This window comes from Nocardia veterana NBRC 100344 (genome assembly GCF_000308855.1).
GTDB classification, from domain to species: domain Bacteria; phylum Actinomycetota; class Actinomycetes; order Mycobacteriales; family Mycobacteriaceae; genus Nocardia; species Nocardia veterana.
Window position 1 is genome coordinate 1 of sequence record NZ_BAGM01000105.1, and the last position, 24,211, is coordinate 24,211.

General features: G+C 70.6%; 20 protein-coding genes. 10 read left to right on the top strand and 10 right to left on the bottom strand.

The window, feature by feature from the left end:
• From ON37_RS20200 to ON37_RS20210, 3 genes are all read right to left on the bottom strand, one after another.
• A partial coding sequence (locus ON37_RS20200; protein WP_040721494.1) for a PPE domain-containing protein occupies positions 1-687 on the bottom strand: 687 nt, incomplete at its 3' end.
• Positions 680-1,108 (bottom strand): hypothetical protein, encoded by a 429-nt coding sequence (locus ON37_RS20205; RefSeq protein WP_051031825.1) that lies wholly within the window; start codon positions 1,106-1,108, stop codon positions 680-682. The genes ON37_RS20205 and ON37_RS20200, both read right to left, overlap by 8 nt.
• A 15-nt stretch (positions 1,109-1,123) precedes the next feature.
• A complete protein-coding gene (locus tag ON37_RS20210; protein ID WP_040721495.1) occupies positions 1,124-1,777 on the bottom strand; it encodes an alpha/beta hydrolase in 654 nt (217 codons plus the stop codon).
• Positions 1,778-1,944: 167 nt separating this feature from the next.
• Here ON37_RS20210 and ON37_RS20215 point away from each other — a divergent pair, with 167 nt between their 5' ends.
• On the top strand, positions 1,945-5,202 hold the full coding sequence (locus ON37_RS20215) for a bifunctional RecB family nuclease/DEAD/DEAH box helicase (protein WP_040721496.1): 3,258 nt from the start codon (positions 1,945-1,947) through the stop codon (positions 5,200-5,202).
• A gap of 3 nt (positions 5,203-5,205) precedes the next feature.
• Here ON37_RS20215 and ON37_RS20220 read toward each other — a convergent pair whose 3' ends face one another.
• Both ON37_RS20220 and ON37_RS20225 read right to left on the bottom strand, forming a co-directional pair.
• Entirely contained in the window at positions 5,206-6,378 is a 1,173-nt protein-coding gene (locus ON37_RS20220) for an amino acid deaminase/aldolase (protein WP_040721497.1), read from the bottom strand.
• 50 nt (positions 6,379-6,428) lie between these two features.
• Complete coding sequence (locus ON37_RS20225; protein WP_245553280.1) at positions 6,429-6,908, bottom strand: TetR family transcriptional regulator; 480 nt, start codon at positions 6,906-6,908, stop codon at positions 6,429-6,431.
• 371 nt (positions 6,909-7,279) lie between these two features.
• On the opposite strand from ON37_RS20225, the gene ON37_RS20230 reads away from it, so the two are divergent.
• Complete coding sequence (locus ON37_RS20230) at positions 7,280-8,038, top strand: tyrosine-protein phosphatase (protein WP_040721499.1); 759 nt, start codon at positions 7,280-7,282, stop codon at positions 8,036-8,038.
• 19 nt (positions 8,039-8,057) lie between these two features.
• Here ON37_RS20230 and ON37_RS20235 read toward each other — a convergent pair whose 3' ends face one another.
• The gene (locus tag ON37_RS20235; RefSeq protein WP_040721500.1) at positions 8,058-9,323 is read right to left on the bottom strand and encodes a class I adenylate-forming enzyme family protein; all 1,266 of its coding nucleotides are present in this window, start codon (positions 9,321-9,323) and stop codon (positions 8,058-8,060) included.
• Positions 9,324-9,417: 94 nt separating this feature from the next.
• Positions 9,418-10,212: an enoyl-CoA hydratase/isomerase family protein gene (locus ON37_RS20240; protein ID WP_040721501.1), complete on the bottom strand. Its 795-nt coding sequence runs from the start codon at positions 10,210-10,212 to the stop codon at positions 9,418-9,420.
• An 86-nt stretch (positions 10,213-10,298) separates the two neighbouring features.
• On the opposite strand from ON37_RS20240, the gene ON37_RS20245 reads away from it, so the two are divergent.
• Complete coding sequence (locus ON37_RS20245; protein WP_040721502.1) at positions 10,299-11,336, top strand: glutathione S-transferase family protein; 1,038 nt, start codon at positions 10,299-10,301, stop codon at positions 11,334-11,336.
• A gap of 7 nt (positions 11,337-11,343) precedes the next feature.
• Here the strand turns inward: ON37_RS20245 and ON37_RS20250 are convergent, their stop codons facing one another.
• Complete coding sequence (locus tag ON37_RS20250; RefSeq protein ID WP_083893141.1) at positions 11,344-11,784, bottom strand: VOC family protein; 441 nt, start codon at positions 11,782-11,784, stop codon at positions 11,344-11,346.
• Entirely contained in the window at positions 11,777-12,643 is an 867-nt protein-coding gene (locus ON37_RS20255) for an AraC family transcriptional regulator (protein ID WP_040721504.1), read from the bottom strand. Before ON37_RS20255 ends, ON37_RS20250 begins: the two co-directional genes overlap by 8 nt.
• Before the next feature lie 143 nt (positions 12,644-12,786).
• Here ON37_RS20255 and ON37_RS20260 point away from each other — a divergent pair, with 143 nt between their 5' ends.
• The 3 genes from ON37_RS20260 to ON37_RS20270 are packed head-to-tail and all read left to right on the top strand — an operon-like array spanning position 12,787 to position 15,259.
• A complete protein-coding gene (locus ON37_RS20260; protein WP_051031826.1) occupies positions 12,787-13,542 on the top strand; it encodes a hypothetical protein in 756 nt (251 codons plus the stop codon).
• Positions 13,539-14,468 carry an ATP-binding cassette domain-containing protein gene (locus ON37_RS20265; protein WP_040721505.1) on the top strand — a complete coding sequence of 310 codons (930 nt, stop codon included), beginning with the start codon at positions 13,539-13,541 and terminating at the stop codon, positions 14,466-14,468. Before ON37_RS20260 ends, ON37_RS20265 begins: the two co-directional genes overlap by 4 nt.
• A gap of 11 nt (positions 14,469-14,479) precedes the next feature.
• Positions 14,480-15,259, top strand: coding sequence for a hypothetical protein (locus tag ON37_RS20270; protein ID WP_040721509.1), 780 nt, complete (start codon positions 14,480-14,482; stop codon positions 15,257-15,259).
• 13 nt (positions 15,260-15,272) lie between these two features.
• Here the strand turns inward: ON37_RS20270 and ON37_RS20275 are convergent, their stop codons facing one another.
• Positions 15,273-17,780 carry an ATP-binding protein gene (locus ON37_RS20275; protein WP_168441231.1) on the bottom strand — a complete coding sequence of 836 codons (2,508 nt, stop codon included), beginning with the start codon at positions 17,778-17,780 and terminating at the stop codon, positions 15,273-15,275.
• 193 nt (positions 17,781-17,973) lie between these two features.
• Here ON37_RS20275 and ON37_RS20280 point away from each other — a divergent pair, with 193 nt between their 5' ends.
• The 4 genes from ON37_RS20280 to ON37_RS34745 form a co-directional block, all read left to right on the top strand.
• A complete protein-coding gene (locus ON37_RS20280; RefSeq protein ID WP_085997352.1) occupies positions 17,974-19,164 on the top strand; it encodes a styrene monooxygenase/indole monooxygenase family protein in 1,191 nt (396 codons plus the stop codon).
• A gap of 5 nt (positions 19,165-19,169) precedes the next feature.
• On the top strand, positions 19,170-20,006 hold the full coding sequence (locus tag ON37_RS20285) for an alpha/beta fold hydrolase (RefSeq protein WP_157171519.1): 837 nt from the start codon (positions 19,170-19,172) through the stop codon (positions 20,004-20,006).
• 70 nt (positions 20,007-20,076) lie between these two features.
• On the top strand, positions 20,077-23,844 hold the full coding sequence (locus tag ON37_RS20290; RefSeq protein ID WP_083893145.1) for an ABC transporter ATP-binding protein: 3,768 nt from the start codon (positions 20,077-20,079) through the stop codon (positions 23,842-23,844).
• Positions 23,845-24,027: 183 nt separating this feature from the next.
• Positions 24,028-24,211 (top strand): 2-oxoglutarate dehydrogenase E1 subunit family protein (locus tag ON37_RS34745; protein ID WP_157171520.1); only part of this gene is annotated, 184 nt, incomplete at its 3' end.

Below are 24,211 nucleotides of genomic sequence, written 5' to 3' on the forward strand. Positions count from 1 at the left end.
CGGCACAGCGGGCGCCACCCGGGCCGCGGTCGCACGTCCGACCAGATCGGCACTACCTCCGCCCGGCGCCGTCGGCGAGTCCGGACCCGGTTGCATCACAGCCGGATTCGGGTACATGCTGCCGTCCGGGAAGGCGGGCACATTGTCGCCGGTGGGCAGGAAGACGCCCGCATAGACCGAATCCATCACCCGCACCGCATCCTGGCGCAGATTCTCGGCGGTCTTCTGCAAGGCGATGTTGGTGGTGGCCCGTTTCGGATCCAGCAGCGCCGCTTCCAGATCCGGATCGGCCGTCACCTGCTGGGATACCGCGGCGCGCAGCGTCTCGGCTGCGTCGTTGGCCTGTCCGAGCCGGTGGCCGACCACCGCCATCACATCGGACAATTGCAGGCCCAACTGTTCGAACGCCGCGACCGCGTCGGCGGCCAACTGCGCCGCGCCCCCGCGCCAGCCGTCGGCGATGGCACCGCGAATCTCGTTGTGGGCGGACTGCACCGCATCGGCCAGGCCCGCGGCCGAACTCTGCCAGGCCTGCCGGCCCACGGTCAGCACCTCGGGGTTCAACTCCAGCACACCGCGCTGGATATCGGCGTGGCTGAGATTGTCGAACACCTCGACGGTGGGCGCGTAGTCCGGATCGGTGTGGCCCTCGGCCGGCGGGTTGGCGTTACCGCTGAGCCTATGCATGCCCCACCCCCACCGGTTGCGCCGGCGGCACGACCGGTTCCGCCGCCCGGCCGATCGCCGCGGCGGTGTCGGCGTCGTGCTGGGCGTAGGCGGCCGCGGCGGCGCGCAGGGTCTGCGCCAATTGCCGTGCCGCATCGGCATATTCCCGCAACCGCTCGACCGCGTCGGCGGCCTTGCCCTCGAAACCGCGCCGCAGCGCCTGCCCCGACTCGAACCCACCGAAACCGGGCAGCGATACGGCCGCACCGAGCACCCGAATCTGCTGTTCGACCTGTTCGGCAAGCGATTCGTAGCGGCGCGCGCAGCGTTCGTGCGTCCCGTCGCCGACGAGTACGCCGTCGATCCACAGCTCGCCGTCGTCGACTGCCTGGGCCAGCGCACCGACGTCGTTGCGCAGATCCCCGGGCTCTTGCGACTGCATCGCGGTCCCCCTTTCTCAACCCACGTCCGCGGTGCCGCGCCGACCGGTGGCGACCTCGCCGATCCACTCCGCGATATCGCCGGTCACGGCCGCTTGCACCGGCTCGTGCAGCAAATCGTGCCCGGCATCGGGGTATTCGTGCAACCCCACCGAGGGATGCCGGGCGGCCCATTCGCGTACCGCGTCGATCGGAGCGCGGCGGTCGTCGACCCCGTGCAGGGCCAGCACCGGCATGCCGGGCGGCGGCTGCGAGCCCGCCCCGAGCGCTCGCCGCGGCGTGCCGGTCAGGACCATTCCGGCGCAGCGGGACAGCTCCGGCAGGCCGGCCGCGGCGAGGGCGGTCGCGGCCCCCAGCGAGTGTCCCGCGAGCAGCAGCGGAGCAGCGCGATGCCGAGCCTCGGCGCAGCGGACCAGCGCGGCCGCGTCGGCGGCGAGTTCGGCGAGCGTCCCGGGCGCCTGCGGATCCCCCTCGCTGAGCCCCTGCCCGGAGGTGTCGAGGCACCACAGCTCGATCGACCGCCGGCCCAGCGCCCGGCCGAAGCGGTGGTAGTGACCGCTGTGTTGACCGGAACCGGGGAGGAAGACGACCAGCGCCGCCGGATCCGCCGACCCGTCGACCGGCCATATCCGGTAATGCAGTCGGCCACGGGCACCCGGGAAATACGGCATCGCACCATTCTCGGCGAACCGCGCGATCCGGTCGAACCGAGTCCGCTATCCGACACGCCCCCCTCACGCCACGCCGTGCGACCTCGAAAGATTACGCTGTTGCGCGACTCGGCACGCGGGCCGTGTGTCGGCCGCGTGCGGGTGTCCGGAGCTCAGGAGGGCCGCGATTGATTCTGTTCGGTGATCGTGTCGTATGCAGCACCGATGACCTGGTGAAGGCAGCGCGCTGCGAGTTCGCGCTGCTGCGTGCGCTCGATACCGAACTGGGCCTTGTGGTTTCGGCGGATTCGGTGGCTCCGGCCGCGATCGCGCTCGATTCGTCCGAGGCGCCCGACGAACGCTTCGACGACCTGGACGCGACCTTCGGCGCCGCGACCATCCGGATCGCGACGCCCGCCGCCCCGACGATCGCCGATTTGCAGCGCGGACACGAGCGCACCCTCGCGGCCCTCGCCGCGGGGACACCCGCGACCGCGGGCGCGACGTTCTTCGACGGTTCCTTCGCGGCCGGTTGCGCCTACCTGCTCCGCCGCGACGACGAGCCGACCGCCGCGCCTACCTTCCTCCTCTACGCGCGCGCCGGATCATCGGAGGTGGCGACGCTGATGGAAGCGGCCGCCTGCGCCCGCATGCTGCGTGACGGCGGCTTCGGGGTCGATCCGTGGGTGCGGGTGCGAGACGCGACCGGCTCGGAACAGATCCTGGAACTGGCCCCCGCCGAAACCGTGTACGCGGCGCGGCGACGCCGGCTCGATACGATCCTCGCCGCAAAACAGGACGAACTGTTGCCCGTGCAATGGGGCGACCGGCGCTATCCGGCCTGCGGCCGCTGCCCGACCTGCACCGCCGAACTGGTGGCCGGGCGCGATCTGCTGCTGGTGGCGGGAATGCGCCCCACCGTCCGGGCGCAATTGCGCGATGCCGGCATCACCACCGTCGATCGGCTGGCCGCGGCCGACTCCTCGGTGACCGGGGTTGCGGTACAGACCTTTTCGTCCCTGCGCCGGCAAGCCGAATTGCAGTTGCGCCGGGAGCGCACCGGTCGACCGGCGTACGCGGTCACCGATGCCGCGGCCTTCGGCGAACTGGCCCGCCCCGATGCGGGTGACGTCTTCGTCTCGGTCGCCGGATCCGCCGTGGGCGTGGGCGTGGCCGCGCGCGGCGCGGACGGCGGTGACGGGGTCTTCCTGTTCCACGCGTTCACCACCCACGATCCGGTGGCGCTACTGGAATTCCTCGCCGATCGGCAGCAACATCATCCCGACCTGCGGATCTACCACTACTGCTCGCCGATCCGCACGCTGCTGGCCGACCTGTGCGCGCGCTGCGGGGCCGACGAGGAGACCGCCGACGACCTGCTCGGCGCACTCCTGGACCTGTATCCGGTCGTGCGCTCCGCCCTGCTGATCGGTGCCCGCTCCTACGAGCTGCCGGAAGTACTCGCCCTCCTGGATCCCGAATCCGCGCCGGTCGGCGCCGACCTCGAATCCGCCTGTGCGGCAACACTGCGGCTGCGCGAACGACTCACCGAACTGGCCGCCGAACACGATATCCAGCCCTGTCCGGTCCCCCGCCGCACGCTGGCCGAACAACCGGCGGCGGTCGAGGCGGCGCTGCGCGAATTCGCCTTCGACTACGACGAAACCCGGAGCCCCGCACAGCAAGCCGCGGCGCTGACGGCCGCCGTGCTGGGTTATCACCGGCGGGAGCGGCAACCGCTGCACTGGGCGCACGAGGATCGGCTGCACCGCCCGATCGGCGAATGGGCGGACACCCCCGGCGTTCTCGTCGCCGACTGGGCGAGTGTGGACACCAAATGGCAGCACACCGACGGCCGCCCGATGCGGCGCTATCTCAAACTCACCGGCCGGCTGGGCACCGGGCGGCCGCCGCCACCCGGGACCCCGGTCCGCACCCTCTACGACAGTCCGGTGCCCGACCTGCCCGCTACTCCCGGCCGCCGGGCGACCGCCGCGGCCACGGTGCTGGGCTGCGCCCTCGACGACAACTTCGACGATGTGGTCCGGGTCGAGGAACTGCTGCCGCCCGGCTGCGCGCCCTACGACGAACTGCCGGTCGCGATCGTCCCCGATCCACCCGCGCGGGACGAGAATATGGAGCAGGCGCTGACCGCTGTCGCCCACGAACTGCTGGTCAGCCTGCCGGAGGTGCCGTTGACGGCCGGTTTCGACCTGCTGTGCCGCCGACGCCCGCGGCTGCGGTCGGCGGCCGCGCTCCCGCAGGTGTTCGGCGACTACGCCGCCGCGATAACCGCCGCCGTGCTCGATCTGGACAGTTCCTATCTGGCCGTCCAGGGTCCCTCCGGAACCGGGAAGACCGAGACCGCGGCGCGGGTGATCGAGCGTCTCGTCACCCGGTACAAATGGCGTGTCGGCGTGGTGGCGCAGACCCATTCCACGGCGGAGGCCCTGCTCGACGCGGTCGTCCGGGTGGGTGTGCTGCCGGAGCTGGTCGCAAAATCCGACGTGCACACCGTCGCGCCGGAATGGCTGGGAATCGCGGCCGACCGCTATCCGCGTTTCCTCGACAACGCCGTCAACGGCTGTGTGATCGGCGGTCTCCCGGGCGATTTCACCGACCCCGATCAGGTGGCTCCGCAGAGCCTCGAGCTACTGGTGATCGCCGACGCCGGACATTTCCCGTTGGCGCAGGCCGTCGCGGTGGGTGCTGCGGCGCGGAACCTGCTGTTGCTCGGCGATCCGGCGCCACTGCCCGGCACCGGGTTGCATCCCGAGCCGGTCCACGATTCGGCATTGGGCCGCGTCGTCGGCGGAAATCCCACGCTGCCTCCGGAATTCGGCTATTTCCTGGAACGCACCTGGCGCATGCATCCGCAGCTGTGCGGGCCGGTGTCGCGGCTACGCTACGGCAATCGGCTGCGCTCGAACGAAACCGTCACGCTCGCACGGGAACTCGAGGGCGTACCGCCCGGCGTGCACGCCGTGGCGGTCGATCATCACGGCAACAGCACCGAATCCGCGGAGGAGGCCCGCGAGATCGTGCGGCAGGTTCGCGCCCTGCTGGGCCGCACCTGGCGCCAGGGGGTGCTGACCCGCCGCCTGCATCCGCACGACATTCTGGTGGTGGCGCCCTATCACGCGCAGGTGGCGCGGATTCGAATGTTGTTGTCGCGGGCCCGGATCGAGGATGTGGTGGTCGGCACCGCGGACCGCTTCCGCGGCCGGGAGGCAGCGGTGGTGCTGATCTCCATGACCACCTCCGCACCGGGAGACGCCCCGCACGGGATGGATGAACTGCTGTCGCGGCATTGGCTCACCACCGCCGTCTCGCGAGCGATGTGGTCGGCGATCGTCGTCGCCTCCCCGCTGCTCACCGACTATCTGCCCGAAACTCCGGAACAGTTGCCGGACCTGGCCGCCTATCTGGAACTGACCGCGAGCTGAGCATCAGCCGAAGTTGCGGCCCTCACCCCGGTAGGTGGGCACCGCCGTGCGGTGATCGTCGGCATCGACGACCTGCAGCTGATCGAATCGCTCGCAGAGCTCCCCGGCCTTGGCGTGGCGCAGCCATACCCGATCGCCGACGGCCAGCGTCGCGGCGCCGGTGAGCGGGGTCTGCACCTCCCCGGCTCCCTCGGTGCCGATCAGCCGCAACCCCGCGGGCCACACCGGTTTCGGTGCCCGGGACTTGCCCGTCGGCCCGGAGGCGATATATCCACCGGCGAAGGCCGTGGCGATATCGGCGGCGGGGCGCCGCAGCACGGGCAGTGCGAAATACAGGGCGGGACGCGGGGTGAAGGAGCGATAGCCGTCGAACAGGGTGGGCACGTAGAGGCCGGAACCGGCGGTCACCTCGGTGACCTCGGGGGCGGCCACACTCACCTCGACGGACCCGCTGCCACCACTGTTGACGATCTCGAGGCCACCGGCGACCGCCCGCACCGCGTCCAGCACGTGCGAGCGGCGGGCACCGATCTCGGCGGCGGACAGCCGCTTCACCAGCCGCACCGCGGGGTTGGTGTCGGGCAGGCCGGCGATCTGCGCCTCGTAGGTCATCACGCCCACCACCCGGAAACCGCGTTCGCGGGCGGCGCGCGCCAGGCGCTCGGCCTGTTCGGGCGTGCGGATCGGTGACCGGCGCACCCCGAGATGCAACGGACCGATCCGCAGTGAGGCGTCGACGTCCAGGCAGACGCGGACCGCGGCGCTGCCGACCGCGGCGCGGATCAGCTCGAGCTGGGCGATGTCGTCGACCATGAGGGTGATCGACTCGAGCCGGGTGGAATCGGCGCCGAGTTCGGCCAGGGCGGCGTGATCGACGGTGGGATAGCCCAGCAGGATGTCGCGGGCGCCGTGCCCGGCCAACCACAGCGCCTCGCGCAGCGAATAGGACATGATGCCGGCGAAACCACCGCGCGCGGTGAGTTCGGGGCCGAGCACCTCTTCGAGGACGGCGCGGCAGCGCACCGATTTACTGGCCACCCGGATCGGGACGCCACCGGCCCGCCGCACCAGATCGGCCGCATTGGCCCGCAGGGCGGACAGGTCGAGGGCGGCCAGCGGCGGATCCAGATCGGCGGTGGCGGCGTGCAGGTCGGCGATCGGCGACGGTGCTGTCACAGCCACCAGCCAAGCACGAAACTGGTCAAACGTCCAGAACTATCGGCGGGTCAGGCCTCCACGGCCTTGGTGGTCAGGGTCGATACCAGATCGTCGAAGACCACGAGGGTGGTCTCGTCGTCGCAATCGGCCAGCCAGCGCATGACCGTGCCCTGCATGACGGCGACGACATAGGCCGCGATCGCCTCGACCGGTTCGATCCACTGCGTATTCGACCGCTCGGCGCACAGCTGTAGATAGGCCCCGACCTCGGCATCCAGGTCGCGGAACACTTCGGCCACCGACTGATCGGGAGCGCAATCCGCCCGCCCCTCCCAGCGCCGGCGTAAGGCGCTGATGGTGGCCTCCAAGGTACGAACCTGCCGTTCCGGCGTGGCCTTGATGGCCGGCCACAGGGCGCTCACTCCGGCGTGCAGAAGTACTCGCAATGCGCGCGTGCCGGTGCAGTCGATGGCGGCACTGGCCGTATCGATTGCCTCCTGCACGGTCGGCCGCGGCCGGACCTGAATCATCTCTCCACTAGCGCTCAACGACGACTCCCTCGGCGAAAGAACTCGCGCACCTCGCCTGCGCGGCTGGCTCAACGGGCTTCGGATCTGCAGTGATCACTTCCGAGCGACACCTCGGGCGGCCCGTTCAACATCCGTCAATGTTAGAGGCTTTTCGGGGATCACGACCAGGTTCGATGGGTCATTCCGGACTGAAAGAATGTTTTGTTACCACTCCGGCACCCCGGGCCACGCCGGACAAAAGCGAATCGCCCACGGTCAGCGCGGCTGCCGCCGGGCGCAAACGACCAGAACTCTACGGCCTCGGGGCCGGAATCGTTATATCGATGTGGGCGAGCACACACGTGAGCTGAGCCTCGGCGCCCCGGTCGGAGCGCCGATAACCTGGGATCGTGACCACGGCGCGCCCCGATCATCTGCACATCCCCGGCACCTTCAACTACCGCGACGTCGGCGGTCTGCGGACCGCGAGCGGAACGAAGATTCGCAGTGGAGTCCTCCTGCGCTCGGCTCAGCTGTGCCGATTGGACGAACGCGGCCACGACATCCTGCGTCGCCTCGGCGTCGCCACCGTGCACGATCTGCGCGGGCCGGGCGAGGCCGATCGGATGGGGGTCGACGTGCTGCCCGAGGGCGTGCGTCTCGAGGTCACCCCGTTCGATTCCGCCGTCGGGTCCCGGCCTCCTCACGAGGCGCCGGCCCTGCCCCCGCACGAAGCCCCCGCGCACCGCCACCTCGACCTGCTCCAGGTCTACTCCCAATTCCCGTCGCTGCCGGAGGCCGGGGCCGCGATCACCGCAATGGCCCGGTCACTGGCCCGTGGCGACGGCGCGGTGCTCGTGCACTGCGCGGCGGGTAAGGATCGGACCGGCTGGGCGGTCGCCACGCTGCTGCGCGCGGTGGGCGTGGTCGAGGACGACGTCCTGGCCGACTATCTGCTCAGCAACGAGGCAGTCGAGGCACTGGCCGCCGACGTGGCGCGCAACTCGGGCGCGCCGCTGCCGCCAGCGCTGCTCGGCGTGAGCGTCGAGTACCTCGCGGCGGGCACCGAGGCCATGCACCGGCGCTACGGAAATCTGGACGGCTACCTCGAGGCCATCGGATTCACGCCGCAATTGCGGGCCGCGCTGCATACCCGGCTGCTGGAGTGAAACATGCTGCGACGCAGGGCTATCCGGTGCGGTGCACCAGGCCGTCGGTGTCGATGCTGACCTGATTGCCGGTGTGGAACCAGCTGCCGGTGAACCGGGATTCGGTGGCCTGCGGATCGTTCCAGTAGCGACGGGTGACATTCGGTCCGCGACACAGCAATTCACCGGTGCCACCGCGGGCCCGCGGGCCCCAGAGCGCCAATTCGGTGCCACCGAACGGGAATCCGAGCACGTCACCGCCGGGCGTCGCGCCGCTGTCGACCAACGCCAGTCCGATACCGCTGGTTTCGGTGGCGCCCCACACCGACCACTGGCGGGCCAGCGGGAACACCTCGCGCAAGGCATCCGCGACGACCTCGGCGGTTCCCGCGTCGGTGGCGGCCAATTCGGCTCGATGCCCCGCATTGCACACCTGCCGCACCCCCTCGGCCCGCAACCCGGCAAGCTCCGGCAGCAGACCGGCGAAGATGCGGGGGGTCGCGGCCACCATGTCGATGCGTTCGGCCACGATCGTCTCCGCGATCATCGCCGGATCCGGGGCCAGCACCACGGTGCCGCCCACCGCGAAGGTCGGGAGAAGCTGGTCGACACAGCCGCTGGCGTGGGCGAGCGGTAGCAACACCAGATTGCGCAATCCATCGGTCGGCAGATCGAAGGCGCCGACCACCGAGCGCACGGCCGAGAGCAGATTCTCGTTGGTCAACTCGACCCCGCGCGGACCGCAGTCCGGATCGGCGGTGGTCGAAACGCTCTGCGCCGCACCGCCGCTGGTGTAGCACAGCAGCGCCAGCTCACTGAGCGAGGCGCCGTCGTCGATGAAGGCGGCACCGTCCGGCAGATCGGCGTAGTCGGCTTCGGCGCCGCCGCCGTCGAGCACGAAATCCGCACAACTGTCGGCGAGCACCTGCGCGGCCACCGCCTCGGGCAGCCCGTCGTGGACCAGCACCGGCACCGCGCCGGACAACAGGGCGCCGAGAAATGCCTGCACCCAGCGGGCGCCGACCGGCATCCGCACAGCAACCCGGTCGCCGTAGCCGATTCCGTGTTCCTGCAGGCCGCCGGCGATCCGGGAGGCGGAATGCCACAGCTGCCGATAGGTCAGCCGCGGGCCGCCGATTTCGACGACCGCCTCCCGGGCCGAGAACGCATGCACCTGCACGTCGAGCAGTTCGGTGAGCGCCGGGTTCAAATTGCCGTACCGCAGCACACCGTCGGCACCGCGAGCAAGAGGGTTGCCGCACCACGGATTTCGCGTCTGCGGATATTCGATCAGTTGCGGCGTCATCAAGTCCCTCCGAATGCCTCGATCAACAGGCATCTGTGACTATATGACGCAGATCACAACAATGTGGCGTTAGGCGGCAAACTTGTCCGCCGGATCACCGCCCGGTGTAGCTCGCCTTGCCGGGACCCACCTCGAGGAAGCTGCGGACCGCGCCCCGCAAATCCTCGGTATCGAACAGCTCGCCGGACACCTTCGGCGTCACCGAGTCCGCGTGGGCGACCCCGCCGGACCGCCACGCCGAGATGATCTGTTTGGTGGCGGCATGGGCACGGGTCGGACCATCGGCCAGCCGGGCCACCAGCGCCCGCGCCGCCGCGTCGACATCGTCGTGTACCGCGTTGACCACGCCCCAGTCCGCCAGGGTCGCCGCGTCGTACAGATCGCCCGTCATCACCAGTTCCCGGGCCCGGCCGGAACCGGCGCGCTCGGCCAGTCGCTGCGGTCCGCCCATCGACGGGGTCAGCCCGACCACCGTCTCCACCAGGCCGAACTTGGCCTTGGGCGAGGCCAGCAGGATGTCGCAGGCCAGCGAGATCTCGAAGGCGGCGGTCAGGGTGAGCCCGTGCGCGGCGAAGACCACCGGACACGGCAGCGCCTCGATCGGGTGAATGATCGTGTCGAACAGCCGCTCCCACAGCGCGGCACCCTGCTCGGCGGTCAACCCGTCGAATTCGTGCACGTCGACACCACCGGACACGACCTTGCCCTCGGCCCGCAACAACAGCGCCCGCGGCGGATTCGCGCGCAGCTGTGCGAGATCGTCGGCGAGCGAGGTCAGCAGCGCCGAATCGAACAGATTCAGCGGTGGGTGATCGATGGTGATGATCGCGAACTGGGCGCCGCCCTCGGTGTCGGTCCGCTCCAGCCGGGTGGGTTTCGAATCACTCATCGGCCGAATCTATCCAGTCCGGGCCGATCCGCCTACCCCCGCCCGCGCCGGAACGGACTGTCGCCGCGGTCTGCCACACTGGTGCGGTGACTACTTCGCCGACCGATAACGCCGGTTCGAATACCGCGACCTACGTCGAGCCGGGCGAATTCAAACGCGATACCACCTACATCACGACCCGGATCACCGCCGACGGCCGCGACGGCTATCCGGTCGAGCCGCAGCGGTACCGGCTGATCGCCGCGCGGGCCTGCCCGTGGGCCAACCGGACCTTGATCGTGCGGCGGCTGCTCGGCCTGGAACAGGTGATCTCCCTCGGCCTGTGCGGTCCGACCCACGACAAACGCAGCTGGACCTTCGACCTCGATCCCGGTGAGGTCGATCCGGTGCTGGGCATCCACTTCCTGCGCGACGCGTATCTCGCCCGGGACCCGGAGTATCCGCGCGGGATCACCGTTCCGGCGATCGTCGACGTGCCGACCGGCAAGGTGGTCACCAACGACTACGCGCAGATCACGCTCGATTTCTCCACCGAGTGGACGCAATTCCACCGGCCCGGCGCCCCCCAGCTGTATCCCGAAGCGCTGCGCGGCGAGATCGACGAGGTGAACCGCCGGGTCTACACCGAGGTGAACAACGGGGTGTATCGCTGCGGATTCGCGGGCAGCCAGGACGCCTACGACGCCGCCTACGACCGCCTGTTCACCGCACTGGACTGGCTCTCGGAACGCCTGAGCGAACAGCGCTATCTGGTCGGCGACACCATCACCGAGGCGGATGTGCGGCTGTTCACCACGCTGGTGCGCTTCGACGCGGTCTATCACGGACATTTCAAGTGCAACCGCAACAAGCTGACCGAGCAGCCGGTGCTGTGGGCCTATGCCCGCGATCTGTTCCAGACCCCGGGCTTCGGTGACACCGTGGACTTCACCCAGATCAAGCGGCACTACTACGTCGTGCACAGCGACATCAATCCGACCGGCATCGTGCCGAAGGGGCCGGATCTGTCCGGCTGGCTGACCCCGCACGGGCGAGAAGCGCTGGGCGGCAAGCCGTTCGGTGACGGCACGCCGCCCCCACCGCCGCTGCCGGCGGAGCGAGTTCCGGCGGCCGACGGGGCGTGACCGCGCGCTAGGCGGTGGTGCCGGCGTAGGTGCCGAAGCTCCAGAACACGCCCTCGGGGTCCCGGCAGGTGAATCCGCGCGAACCGTAATCCTCGTCTCGCAACTCGCGCACGATGGTCGCCCCGGCCGCGCGGGCACGGTCGTAGAGAGCGTCCGGATCGTCGACGACGATGTAGACCGAGCCGCTGCCGGCCGGCTGCTGACACAACACGGACTCGTCCCGGCCCGCTGTGCCCAGCATGATTCCGCCGCCGCCGGGCCAGCCGAGTTCGGCGTGATCGACCACGTCACCACTGCCGTAGCGAGCGGTTTCGACGAAGCCGAAGGCGCGCTGGAGGAAATCGATCGCGGCCGGGGCGTCCCGGTAGACGAAGGTCGGCCACACCGGGGCGGACGTGCGCTCGGTGGTTGTCGATTCGGTAGCTGTCGAATTGGTCGTTTCAGTCATAGCGCAAGCCTCGCTCGTTCGCCGCCGCCTCGGCTTGGACGAATGGGAACACCTCACGCGCTCGCCACGTCGAGGGCGCCGATCCGGCCAGCTCCCGCCACTCCCGGGCCATATGCGCCTGGTCGTAGTATCCGGTCGCGGCTGCCACCTCGGCGATACTTGTCACCTCGGGCCGGCGCAGCAGGCGATGCGAGGCCTCGAATCGGGTCAGGCGCGCCGCCTCCTTGGGCGTGATGCCGAATTCCGCGGCGAACCGGGAGGCGAGATATCTTCGGCTCCAGCCGATCTCGGCGGCGACCCGGGACACCGCGGATGGTCGGTGCGGATCGGTCAGCAACCGCCAGGCCCGCCGCAGGTTGGGATCCACCTCGAGCCGGCGCCGATCGGTGGCGGCGACCCGGGCGCCGAAGACCTCGTCGAGTACCGCGAAGCGCGCCCGCCAGTCGGCGGTGGCGGCGATGCGTTCGCGCACTCGCTCGGCGTCCGGGCCCAGCAGATCCGACAGATCGACGATCCATTCCCCCAGCTCCCCGGCCGGCATCCCGAACAGGGCGCGGGCCCCGGACGGGGTGACCGCCAGCTGGATGCCGTGCTGGTAGCCGCGGTGCGCGATCAGAGTGGGTCGCAGCGTCAGCCCGCCCGCCAGGGCCGTCCAGCGGCCACCGGCCTGGTCCGGATGGGAGGACACCGGCACGTCGATCGGTTCGTCGATGGTGAGGATCACCGTGATCGCGGTGCTCGGCATGCCGACGTGGGTTCCGGGCTCGAATCCGGACAGCAGGTATCCCTCGTACCGGCCGATATAGGGCCGCAACGGCGGTGCGGGCAGTCGGCGCGCCCCAGCGGAGACCCCACTCATCCTTCCCACGGTAGGTGATGGCCGAGTCCGGTGGAACCCGCCTCGGACGCGGTTCGTTGCTCGGTCGAGGGCCGCACGGGGTCCGCCGGCGGGCCGGGCACCACTAGAGTTTGTGCGGACCGGACGAGAGGGGTGCGTTGCCGATGTTCAACAGCGGCGTGGAGAAGGCCGTGAGGTCTCTGCTGGACAACGGGGCACAGTTGCAGGCTCCGGCGGTCGCGAAATACGTCGATCGGTTCCGTCGGGCACATCCGGACGAAAGTCCCGCGCAGATCCTCGAGCGGCTGGAGAAGATCTATCTGACCACCGTGACCGGCAGCGGCACAGCCGTCGGCGCGACCGCCGCGGTTCCGGGCGTGGGAACCCTGACCTCGATCGCGGCGATCAGTGCCGAAACCACCTTCTTCCTCGAGGCCTCGGCGGTGTTCACCCTCGCCGTCGCCGCCGTGCACGGCATCGCGCCCGAGGACAAGGAGCGCCGTCGCGCGCTGGTGCTGGCGGTGGTGCTCGGCGAGAGCGGAATGGAGATCGTGCAGCGCAGCGTCGGTCACTCCGCGAAGAACTGGGGCACGTTGCTCGCCGACCGCATCCCCGGAATCCGTTCCATGAACGATTCACTGATGAAGCGGTTCGTAGTGCAGTTCATCACCAAGCGCAGCATGCTGATGTTCGGCAAGGTGCTGCCGGCCGGAATCGGCGCGGCCATCGGTGGATTCGGCAACCGGGCCCTGGGCAAGAAGGTGATCGCCAACGCGCGCGACGCGTTCGGTCCCGCGCCGCTGCGCTGGACGGGCGGAACGGCGCACGGCACCGTGATCGACGCGGATCCGCTTCCCGCCCTGGACGATTCGCCGCGCCGCGATGCGACCGGCACCGACTCCGCGGCCGAGCAGCGATGAGCGCCGCCCGTGCGCTCGCGGTCTCGGTGACCGGCCTGCACAAACAGTTCGAAGGGATCGTCGCGCTCCGCGACGTCGGCTTCTCGATTCCGGGCGGCACCACGGCGGCGCTGGTGGGCCCGCCCGGTGCGGGTAAATCGATTCTGCTGGGCGTCCTGCTGGGCCTGCTGCGGCCCGATTCCGGCATCGTCGAGATCGATCGCGGGGCCGGTGTGGGCGCCATGCTGCAGCCCCGGGGATTGCATCCGGCCCGCACGGTGCGAGCGCAGCTGCGGGTGTGCGCCGCCGCGACGGGCGTGAGCGACGACCGGGTGGATTCGGTCGCGGCCGCACTGCGCCTCGACGAGGCCACCGCGACCCGGATCCGCGATCTGCCCGACGGCATGCGCACCCGGCTGGGCCTGGCCCAGGCCGTGCTCGCCCGGCCGCGCCTGCTGGTGCTCGACGACCCGTTCGACGGTCTCGAACCAGCCGAGCGCAGCTGGCTTTTCGACTATCTGCGCGGCCACGCCCGCAGCGGCGGGACCACACTGCTGACCGCGCAGAGTCTGGCCGCCGCCGTGCCGGTGTCCGATCAGGTGATCGTGCTGGCCGGCGGTTCGGTGGTCTATCAGGGCAGCCCGCGGCGGCTGCGGCGCAACCATCCGGACCGGCTGGTGGTCGCGGCATCCAGTCCGATCGCACTCGCCACCACCCTGGCGGCCCAGGGCTTCACCGATGCGGTGATGCGCGGTGACGGCAGACTCGCCGTCGCCGAGGCCACCCGCGCCGAGATCGAGGCCGCGGCCGCACTGGCACGCGTGCAACTGGGCGAGGTGGTGGCCGAACCCGTGCATCCCGACCGGGTGCTGGCCATGCTGACCAAATCGGCGGCACCGCCCGCCTATCCGAACCCGGCCCCTGCGACCCCGTACGGAATGCGATGATGCTGCCCACGATGCCCGCCGTGCCCGTCGAGGTGACCCGGGCCGCGACCACCGAACTCCGCAAGATCACCGCGGTCCGATCGGGATGGCTGCTGCCCCCGATCCTGGCCGCCGTCGGACTCGTCGTCGGATCGGCCTCCGCGCTGCGCGGTTCCGGTCCGCAACCGCGGGAGGCGCTGGCCACCGGCACCGTGACGGTCGGGCTGTATCTGGCGATCGCGGTGGCGGTGGGCGCGGCCGCGGTCGGCGGGGCGGTGGCGGCGGGAGACGAATACCGCTATCGCAGCATCGGTATCACCGTCCTGCTGACCCCCGACCGCGATCTGCTCTTCGGTGCGAAAGCCGGTGTGGCGGCGGCCTATTCGCTGCTCTCCGCGGCCTGCGCGGAGCTGGGTGCGGCGCTGGGACTGCTGCTGTTCGGACGGCACGAGGTCGAATTCGGCTGGCGGCTGGTCGGCGTGTTCGGCGGCGGGCTGCTGGCCGCGGCGTGCTGGGCCGTGATCGGGGTCGGGCTCGGATTGGTGTTGCGGTCACCGAATCTCGCGGTGATCGCGATCGCGGGCTGGCTGTTCGTCCTCGAACCCCTGATCTGGTTGGTGGCCAAGGGCGCCGGCATCGCGGGGCTGGTGGTGCTGCTGCCCGGTTCGGCCACCATCGGCACGGTGGCCGTCGGTTCCTTCGCCGACAGCCCCTTCCTGCCGCCCAATGCGGCCTCAGCCGTGGTGCTGGTGATCTGGACCGTCGCCGCTGGGGCGGCCGGATGGTGGTATCTGCGGACCCGCGAGATCTGAGCGCGGCCGGCGGTCAGTGCGCCGCCGAGCGCCGGCGCGATTCGCGTTCTGCGCGATCGCGTTGCGGTGCGGGCAGATTCGGCAGGATCTCCCGGCGCGAACCGATCATCAACTTGGGCAGAATGGCCGCTACCTGCGCGTCGACCGTGCGATTGGAGGTGCCGCGGCGGGCCGCGATCGCGGTGTTGGTCAGGCCCGCCGCGGCCAGCACCGCGACCTCCTGCTCGGCGGCGGTCAGCGCCTCCCACCGGGAATCGCGCGCCGTCTCCGGCGCCGCGCCCGCCGGCACCGAATCCTCGATCGGCTCCGGCCGTGCCATCCCGCCACGCACCTGACCCTCGGCTACCGCCGCATCGAAATCGGCCGGCCGCAGGATACTGCGGGCCAGGTCGGTCGCCTTGACGGTTTCCGCGGCGAACGGGCGCAGATTGGTCAGATCGATGCCCAGCCGCCGGCGCAGCGCCGACGTTTCACCGTAGAGACGCGCGATGCGCCTGGCGTGCTCGATCCGTACCGCGGCATCGGTCGAATCACCGATCCGCCGGGCCGCGATCCAGGACCGGATGTGCAACGCCCACACCCCGCCCCACTGATCGCCCATCGACCGCTGCCATCGCACGGCCGAATCGCACAGGGCCTCGGCCGCGGCCGGATCGCCGTGCGCGGTCGTCGCGATCGCCGCGGCCAGTTTCGCCCAGGAGATGGCCCACTGCGCACCGGATTCCGTCATGGTCGCCAGATGCCGGCGGGTCGTCTCCAGCGCCACCTCGGGCGTCCCGTAGAAGGCGGCGGCCAGCGACTCGAACAGCTCGCTCATCGCGGCCCCGCCGGTATCGCCCGCCGCGGCGAACTTCGCGCGCGCCCGAGCGAGCACCACCGAGGCCGGTGGCTGCTCGACGGTGAGCAGCAGCACACTGCCCCAGAGATAGTCGACCGGCGCCGGCAGGCCGAGATCGACAGCCGGGTCGTCGCGCCAGCCGGGAGGCACGGTACCGAGCGAGGTCGCGACACACTGGTCGAGCATGCGTCCGGCATCCTCGGACATGCCCTGACACAGCGCGAGCCAGCCGATGAGGGCCAGCGCCGAAATCTCCAGTTCCGGCGGGCATCCGCCGAACGACCGCACCGCGTCGAGGCTGCGCTCGGCGAGCTGCCGCGATTCCCGCAGCAGGCCACGCAGGAACGGAATCCGCAGCGCGATCAGGCCGGTGGCGATCTCGAGGCCGACCACCGCTTCCGCCGGATCGGTCAGACTGCTGTCGATCGCGCACAGCAGGTTGTCCCACGCCGCGCGCGCCCACGACAACAGATGCTGTTCGTGCGGGCCGACCCAGCGCGCGGCGACGAGCTGATCGCGGTAGTACCGCCGGTGCCGCGCGGCCAAGCGCTCCCAGTGACCGTCCCCGCGGGCACGCACCCGCTGCTCGGCGTAGAGCCGGAAACTCTCCAACAGCGAATAGCGCACGGTCTCGGCGCCGATGTGAATCGAGACCAGCGACCGGTCGGCCAGCTGCTCGAGCAGCGGCTCGATCTCGTGCGCCGGCAGGTCGGCGTCGGCGCAGACCGCCTCGATGGCATCGAGCTCGGCGCCGACTTCCTGGCCCACACCGGCCTGCCCGGAATCCGGGCCCGGTTCGGCGGGATCGGCGTCGTAGCCGGCGGCGAACACCGACATCCGCTCGAACAGCAATCGTTCGGCGTCACCACACAGATCGAACGACCAGGCGATCACCGAGGCGATATCGCGATGCCGTTCCTCGTCACCGACCCGGAAGCCCGGTGACCAGCGCAGGCGGCGATCCACCGCGCCGTCGAGATCGCGCAGGATCGCCGGCAGCGGCTGGTAGCGCAAACGGGCCGCGGCCAGGCGGATGAACAGCGGATAGTTGTGCAGATGCCGGCAGATCGACTCGACCGTCGCGCGCTCGCTCTCGCCGACGGCCCGGCCGGTCAGTGCCGCACGCTGCCGAAACAGTTGCACCGCAGTGGCATTCGGCAGCGGTGCGATCGGTAGCAGCTGTTCGTCCACCCAGCCGAGGGCGGTCCGGCTGGTGGCGAGCACGCTCAGCCCGGGCACCCCGTCCAGGAGTTCGGCCACGACCGGACCGACGCCGTCGAGTACGTGCTCACAGTTGTCGAGCACCAGCAACGGGTGACCGCCACGACCCGGAGTATCCGTTCCGTCGAGCGCGGCGAGCAGTGCGGCCCGCACCGGCCGGCCGGAGAAGTCCCCGTCGACGACCGAGCGCGCGATCTCGTCCTCGACCTCGGCCGGCGCGGCTCCCTTCGGGAGGCGGGCGAGCCGAACCCAGTACACCGGCCCACGACGCGCTCGGCGCAACCGGGCGCTCACCTCCATGGCCAGCCGGGTCTTTCCGATACCACCGGGTCCGACGAGGGTGATCAAGCGTGCCGAATCCAGCAGTAGCGTTGCCACCCGCTCGAGTTCGGCTTCTCTTCCGACGAATCCGTCTGCTGTCGATCGTGGCCCCGGACCGAACACACCCCTCGCCGACGACATATCCACAGAGCCTAATCGGCGCGCGGGCACTACGGACACCCAATCCGGCAACCACATAAGTAGGTCGGCGTCCGACCTACCGATGCGGTGGCGATACCGATCCGCCGACAGTGGACAGCGGAAGCCGACGGCAGCGCCGGTCGGCCGGGTTCGGTTCCGCGGCGCCGGAACCGCGACGATGAGGAAAACCGACATGACACAGGTGCAGGTTGTGGGGGCGGGCGAATGCGGCTTACCGCTGGCTCGGCGATTACTCGACAACGGTGTGAAGGTCACGCTGATCACCGACCGTGATCCGGCGGCCGTGCTGTCCGGCTCGGTCACCAGTACCCAGGTCAAATTCGCCCGGACGCTGGAATTGGAAGCCGCGGCGGGCCTGGGGGCGTGGCGCACCCTCGCACCACCGATCCGCGGTATCCGGCTCACCGTCGCGGTCGACCGGTCACCCGTGGTGACCTGGGCGGCGCCGTTCGACAGCCCGGCGCACAGCGTCGACCAGCGCACGGTGTTCAGCCATCACCTGACCGAATTCGCCGCCGCCGGTGGCGATCTGCAAATCGCGCCGATATCGCTGACCGACCTCGACGAGCGTGCGGCCGATGCCGATCTGACCGTCGTCACCAGGGCCTCGGGCGAGCTCGCGGCCTGTTTCCCGGCGGATCCGGACTGGGCGCTGCCGGCCGCGCCGATGCGTCGGCTGGCCGTGGTCTATCTGGACGGGGCGGAGCCGGACCCCGACGGTATGGGGATGTTCCTCGCGCTCCCGGGGCTCGGCGAAGTCGTGTCGACCGCGACGCTCACCGGGGCTCCCGGGCAGGAGCGCCGATGCGACAACCTCATGTTCGCGGCGGTTCCGGGCGGACCGCTGGACGTCTTCACCCGCGACAGCAGCCCGGCCCAGCGCTTGGCGCAGGCCACCGAACTGGTGGAGCGATACTTCCCGCCGGAACTCGCGCGGCGCTTCCGCACGGTCGAACTGACCGACAGCGGTGGCACTCTCGTCGGCGCCGTCACCCCGACGATGCGACGTCCGGTGGGGCTGCTGCCGTCGGGCACCCCGGTACTCGGTGGCGGCGACGTGCTCTGCCGGATGGATCCGGCCGGTGCGCAGGGCGCCAACAGTGCGGTGCACTGCGGAATCCATTACGCCGACGCGATTCTCGCGCACGGTGACGGCCGCTTCGACACGGAGTGGATGGAATCGACCGGGCAGCAGTGGCTGACCGAGACGGCCCATCCCGCGGCCCGCTGGACGATGACGATGCTGAATCCGCCCCCGGCGTTGAACGAACTGATGATGGCCGGCGGCCAGGACCCCGCGCTCGCGCGTGCGTTCGCCGCGACCTTCGCCCGGCCCGCCGCCATGTCCGCCCTGGGGTTGTGAGCGGCATGGATCGACACAGTCACCACCGCCCGCGCCTGTCCGGTACCCACCCGGGTGGGCGTCCGGTATGCCGCAGCCGGCGCGGGATCGACCCCTCGCACCTCGCCGGGCGATTCGCCGGGACGCCACCCCTCGTCGAGCGCTGGGGTACATCGGGACCGCGCGTCGTCCTGGTGCACGGAATGCTCGGCGCCGAAACCACCTGGGCCGCACAGCGACCGCTCGCGCAGCGGATGCGCCTGGATGTGCTGGTGCGCCACGGCTACCGGCCCGGAGTCGCCGCGGCTCCCGATTATCTGCACGATGCCGCCGATCTGCTGACGATGCTCGCCGCGGAACCGGCGCATCTGGTCGGTCACTGCTACGGCGCGCTCGCCTGTGTGCTCGCCGCGGCCGGCGCTCCCGATCGGGTGCTGTCGCTGACCCTGATCGAACCCACCTGTCTCGCCGAGCTGCGCCATCCCGCGGTCGAGGCCCTGCGCCTGCGGTGGCGGGAACGGCCACGCGATCCGCTCGAATTCGCCGCGACCTTCGGCACTCTGGCGGGCCTGCCGCGCGGGCGCCCGCGCACCGACGATCACTGGGCCGCGGTCTCGGCGCTCCGCATGTGCCGCCCGGCCTGGGACGCGGCGCTGCCGCTGCCCGCGATCGCCCGGGCCGGGGTGCGCACCCTCGTCCTGTCCGGCGGGCACTCCCCCGCGTTGACCGCGGTCGCCGCGACCGTCTCCGCGCGCACCGGCGGCGAGCACCTGGTGCTGCCCGGCAACGACCACGCGGTACAGCATGCGGGCGCACCGTTCAACGAGCGGCTGGAACAGCATCTGACCGGCGCGCCGAACTGAGCGCCCGGCCGCGGCGCGCGATCCGGCGGCCGGCGATGGTGTCGGCCGCCGTCGGTACGGTCGAATCGACATGAACGACACCGACACCCTGCGCCCCGACACCGGACCGGCCCCTTCCCGGCGCCGGACACCGGCCGGGACGAGCGGATCCGGCTGGTTGCGCCGGCTCTGGGCGGCCTGCCGGGCTCATCCCCGTGTGCTGATCGGGGTGATCCTGGCCGTCGTGGCGGGCGCGGGCGCGGAATCGGCCGCCCCGCTGGCCGCCAAGGCCGCCCTGGATCGGGCCCGGCTGGGCGATGTGGCGGCGTTGGCGCCGATCGCCGCCGTTCTGGTCGCCCTGGCCCTGGCGCGGTTCGCCGCCACCTACGGGCGGCGCTGGCTGGCCGGTCGGCTCGCCCTGGATGTCCAGCACGAGTTGCGGGTGACTGTGCTGACCGCCCTGCACCGATACGACGGGCCGCGGCAGGACCGGCTGCGCACCGGGCAGGTGGTCTCCCGGTCGATCAGCGATCTCCAGCTGGTGCAGGGACTGCTCGCGATGGCCCCGTTGTCGGCCGCCTCGCTGCTCATCTTCATCTTCGCCGCGGCCGCCATGCTGGTGTTGTCACCACCGTTGGCGCTGGTGTCGCTGCTGACCGTGCCCGCCCTCGGTCTGGTTGTCTATCGGGTGCGACCGCGCCTGCACGCGGCGACCTGGTCGGCGCAGCAGCGGGCGGCCGATCTGGCGCAGCACGTCGAGGAGACCGTCACCGGTGTGCGGGTGGTGAAGGGCTTCGGCCAGGAATCGCGGATGGTGCGCATTCTGGAGGAGCACGGCCGGCGGCTCTATGCCCACCGGATGCGCGCGGCCCGCATCGATTCCCGCTTCGCCCCGACGGTTTCGGCGATCCCGCAAGCCGGGCTGGTGATCGTGATCGCGCTCGGCGGAGTGCTGGCCCTGCATTCGGTGATCGGCGTCGGCACCTTCCTGGCCTTCGCGACCTACGTCACGATGATGGCCTCGAGCACCCGGATCCTGTCCAACGTCGTGGTGATGGCCCAGTTGACCCGCGCGGCGGCCGAACGCGTCTACCAGATCGTCGACGAGGCGCCCGCTGCGGTGGATCCGCCCGATCCGCAACCCCTGCCGGCGGGGCCGCTCGGCCTCCACATTCGCGGCCTCACCTTCGGCTTCGAACCGGGCCGGCCGGTCCTGCACGATCTCGACCTCACCGTCCGCCCCGGTGAGACGGTCGCGGTGATCGGTCCGGCCGGTTCCGGGAAGTCCACGCTGACGCTGCTGCTCCCACGCTTCCATACGCCGGAGGCCGGCCACATCGGCCTGTTCGGCGCCGATTCCGTGGACGATCCGGACGCCGGGGCGGTGGATATCGCACGCGTGCGAGCGGCCGATCTACGCGCGGCGATCGGCGTGGCGTTCGACGAGCCGTTCCTGTTCTCCGACACCATCGCCGCCAATATCGCACTCGGCAAACCCGACGCCGATCCCGAGGAGATCCGCGCGGCCGCCCGGACGGCCGCGGCGGACGAATTCATCCGGGCCCTCCCGGACGGCTACGACACCGTCGTCGGCGAGCGCGGCCTCACGCTCTCCGGCGGGCAACGGCAACGTCTGGCCTTGGCGCGCGCACTGCTCGCGGATCCACGCATCCTCGTTCTCGACGACGCCACCTCCGCGGTGGACGCCGTCACCGAGGCCGCGATCTTCGGTGCGCTGCCCGCCCACGGCCGCACCACGCTGATCCTCGCGCACCGGGAATCGACACTGGCGCATGCGGACCGGGTCATCCGGCTGCCAGGACCGGGCACGCATTCCACCGAGCCGGGACGGGATGCGGCCATACCCGGCGCCGGCATCGAGGCCCAGGCGGACGCGGCCGGCTCGGACACCGAATCCGTTGCCGAGGATCCGAACCCGGAACCGGATGCGCCGCCGGAGATGCGTGCCGCGCTGGCGAGTCTGGCTCCCGCCACCGAAGAACCGGGGCTCGACGATCGGGAGCTGGAACAGCCGGACCCGCAGTTTCGGCTGGTGCGGTTGCTACGGCCGGTGCGCTGGCTGCTGGCGGCCGTGGTCGCGTTGCTCGCCGTCGACGCGGCCGTCTCGGTCGCCTTTCCGGCGCTGACCCGCTTCGCCCTCGACGACGGTGTCGGACGGCAGCACGGCGGCGCGCTCGCGGCCGCAGCCGCGGCAGGCGTGGCGCTCGTCCTGGTGAGCTGGGCGGGCGAGGCGATAGGCACCCGGTTGTCGGCGCGCGGCGGTGAGCGGGTGCTCTACGGGCTGCGCGTGCGCAGCTACGCCCATCTGCAACGGCTCGGCCTGGACTACTACGAGCGGGAACTGTCCGGCCGGATCATGACGCGGATGACGACCGATATCGACGCGCTGTCGACCTTCCTGCAGACCGGTCTGGGCACCGCGCTGATCAGCCTCGTCACGGTGGCCGGGATCGTGGTCGCCCTGCTGATCATCGACGCCGGCCTGGCCGTGGTCGTCTTCGTGGCCCTGCCGCCGCTGATCGCGGCGACGCTGATCTTCCGCCGGGTCTCGGCCTCGGCGTATTCCGCCTCCCGGGAGCGGGTCGCCACGGTCAACGCCGATTTCCAGGAGAACGTGGCCGGTCTGCGCGCCACCCAGGCCTATCGGCACGAAGCCGAGGCCGCGCGCCGATTCGCCGACTACTCCGACCGTTACCGCCGGGCCCGGCTCCGTGCCCAGCGAGCGATCGCGCTGTACTTCGCCTTCGTGCTGGCCTGGGCGGATCTGGCCCAGGCGGCCGTCGTCTACCTGGGCGCCCGCGAGGTCGCGCACGGCACCACGACGGCCGGCACGCTGGTGGCGTTCGTCTTGTATCTGAGCCTGCTGTTCGGGCCGATCACCCAGCTCTCCCAGGTCTTCGACGGCTATCAGCAGGCGCGGGTGGGGTTGCGGCGGATCGAGACGCTGCTGCACACCCCCTCCTCGATCGCCCCCGACCCCGCGGATGCGGTCGAGATCGAGGGGCGGCTGCGCGGCGAGGTCTGTTTCGACGCGGTCACCTTCCGCTATCCGGACGCGAAAAAACCCGCGCTGGAAGATGTTTCGCTGCACGTTCCGGCCGGATCGACGCTGGCGCTGGTCGGTGAGACCAGTGCCGGGAAGTCGACCGTGGTCAAATTGCTGGCCCGCCTCTACGACCTGCCCGGCCGAGCGGCGCCCGGCGACGAAACGACGCCCGGCGGATCGATTCGCGTCGACGGAGTCGATCTCCGCGACTATCGACTCGCCCGATTCCGTGCCCGGCTCGGCGTGGTACCGCAGGAAGCTCACCTGTTTACCGGAGACGTTGCCGGCAACATTGCATTCGGGAAACCTTTTGCCACCGCCGCGGAAATCCGGCGGGCCGCCGCGGCGGTCGGTGCGCTGGAAACGATCGAGAGTCTGCCCCGGGGGATGGCTCAGCCGATCGGTGAGGGCGGTCGCGGGCTGTCGGCCGGGCAACGGCAGTTGATCGCGCTGGCTCGTGCCGAACTGGTTGATCCCGATCTGCTGCTGCTGGACGAGGCCACCGCCGTGCTGGACCCGGCCAGCGAGGAGAAGGTGCTGGTCGCGAGCCGATCGCTGGCCCGTGGCCGCACCACCGTGATCGTCGCGCATCGGCTGGCGACCGCGGCGCGCGCCGATCGGATCGCCGTCGTGGCGCACGGCCGGATCGTGGAATTCGGCACGCACGAGCAACTGCTGGCCGAACGCGGGATCTATAACCGACTCTGGGAGGCAGCCGATTCGGACGAAGGAATATTCTCGACGCGGGACGAGTCGTCATCTATGAGGCTGGGTCTGTCCGGAGGCAGTTGACCGGGCAGCGGCGCAAACGACGTGCCCGACGGCGGCAGTCGGAGTATTCCGGAACGGGACCCACGCATGCCGCCCTGGGGCACGGAGTAGGGGCTGGGCCTATCCTCAGAAAGGGCGCATCGGCGCGCATCGCGCCGGTACCCGTGCCGGGCACGTCACAAACGTCGCAGCGCGAAGAACGAAATGAGGCGAACACCTGCTGTGAGCAGCTCAACATCCCAGTTCGGACAGAACCAGTGGCTCGTCGACGAGATGTACCAGAAGTACAAGCAAGATCCGTCGTCGGTCGATGAGAGCTGGCATGAGTTTCTCGCCGACTACACACCGGAGTCGCCGGGTGAGGTAGCCAACAGCACGCCCGCCGCCT

Bases quoted from the DNA above. Each gene is read 5' to 3' on its own strand.
- ON37_RS20205 (WP_051031825.1), bottom strand. From the start codon at position 1,108: ATGCAGTCGCAAGAGCCCGGGGATCTGCGCAACGACGTCGGTGCGCTG.
- ON37_RS20210 (WP_040721495.1), bottom strand. From the start codon at position 1,777: ATGCCGTATTTCCCGGGTGCCCGTGGCCGACTGCATTACCGGATATGG.
- ON37_RS20235 (WP_040721500.1), bottom strand. From the start codon at position 9,323: ATGACGCCGCAACTGATCGAATATCCGCAGACGCGAAATCCGTGGTGC.
- ON37_RS20240 (WP_040721501.1), bottom strand. From the start codon at position 10,212: ATGAGTGATTCGAAACCCACCCGGCTGGAGCGGACCGACACCGAGGGC.
- ON37_RS20250 (WP_083893141.1), bottom strand. From the start codon at position 11,784: ATGACTGAAACGACCAATTCGACAGCTACCGAATCGACAACCACCGAG.
- ON37_RS20255 (WP_040721504.1), bottom strand. From the start codon at position 12,643: ATGAGTGGGGTCTCCGCTGGGGCGCGCCGACTGCCCGCACCGCCGTTG.
- ON37_RS20260 (WP_051031826.1), top strand. From the start codon at position 12,787: ATGTTCAACAGCGGCGTGGAGAAGGCCGTGAGGTCTCTGCTGGACAAC.
- ON37_RS20265 (WP_040721505.1), top strand. From the start codon at position 13,539: ATGAGCGCCGCCCGTGCGCTCGCGGTCTCGGTGACCGGCCTGCACAAA.
- ON37_RS20270 (WP_040721509.1), top strand. From the start codon at position 14,480: ATGCCCGCCGTGCCCGTCGAGGTGACCCGGGCCGCGACCACCGAACTC.
- ON37_RS20275 (WP_168441231.1), bottom strand. From the start codon at position 17,780: ATGTCGTCGGCGAGGGGTGTGTTCGGTCCGGGGCCACGATCGACAGCA.
- ON37_RS20280 (WP_085997352.1), top strand. From the start codon at position 17,974: ATGACACAGGTGCAGGTTGTGGGGGCGGGCGAATGCGGCTTACCGCTG.
- ON37_RS20285 (WP_157171519.1), top strand. From the start codon at position 19,170: ATGGATCGACACAGTCACCACCGCCCGCGCCTGTCCGGTACCCACCCG.
- ON37_RS20290 (WP_083893145.1), top strand. From the start codon at position 20,077: ATGAACGACACCGACACCCTGCGCCCCGACACCGGACCGGCCCCTTCC.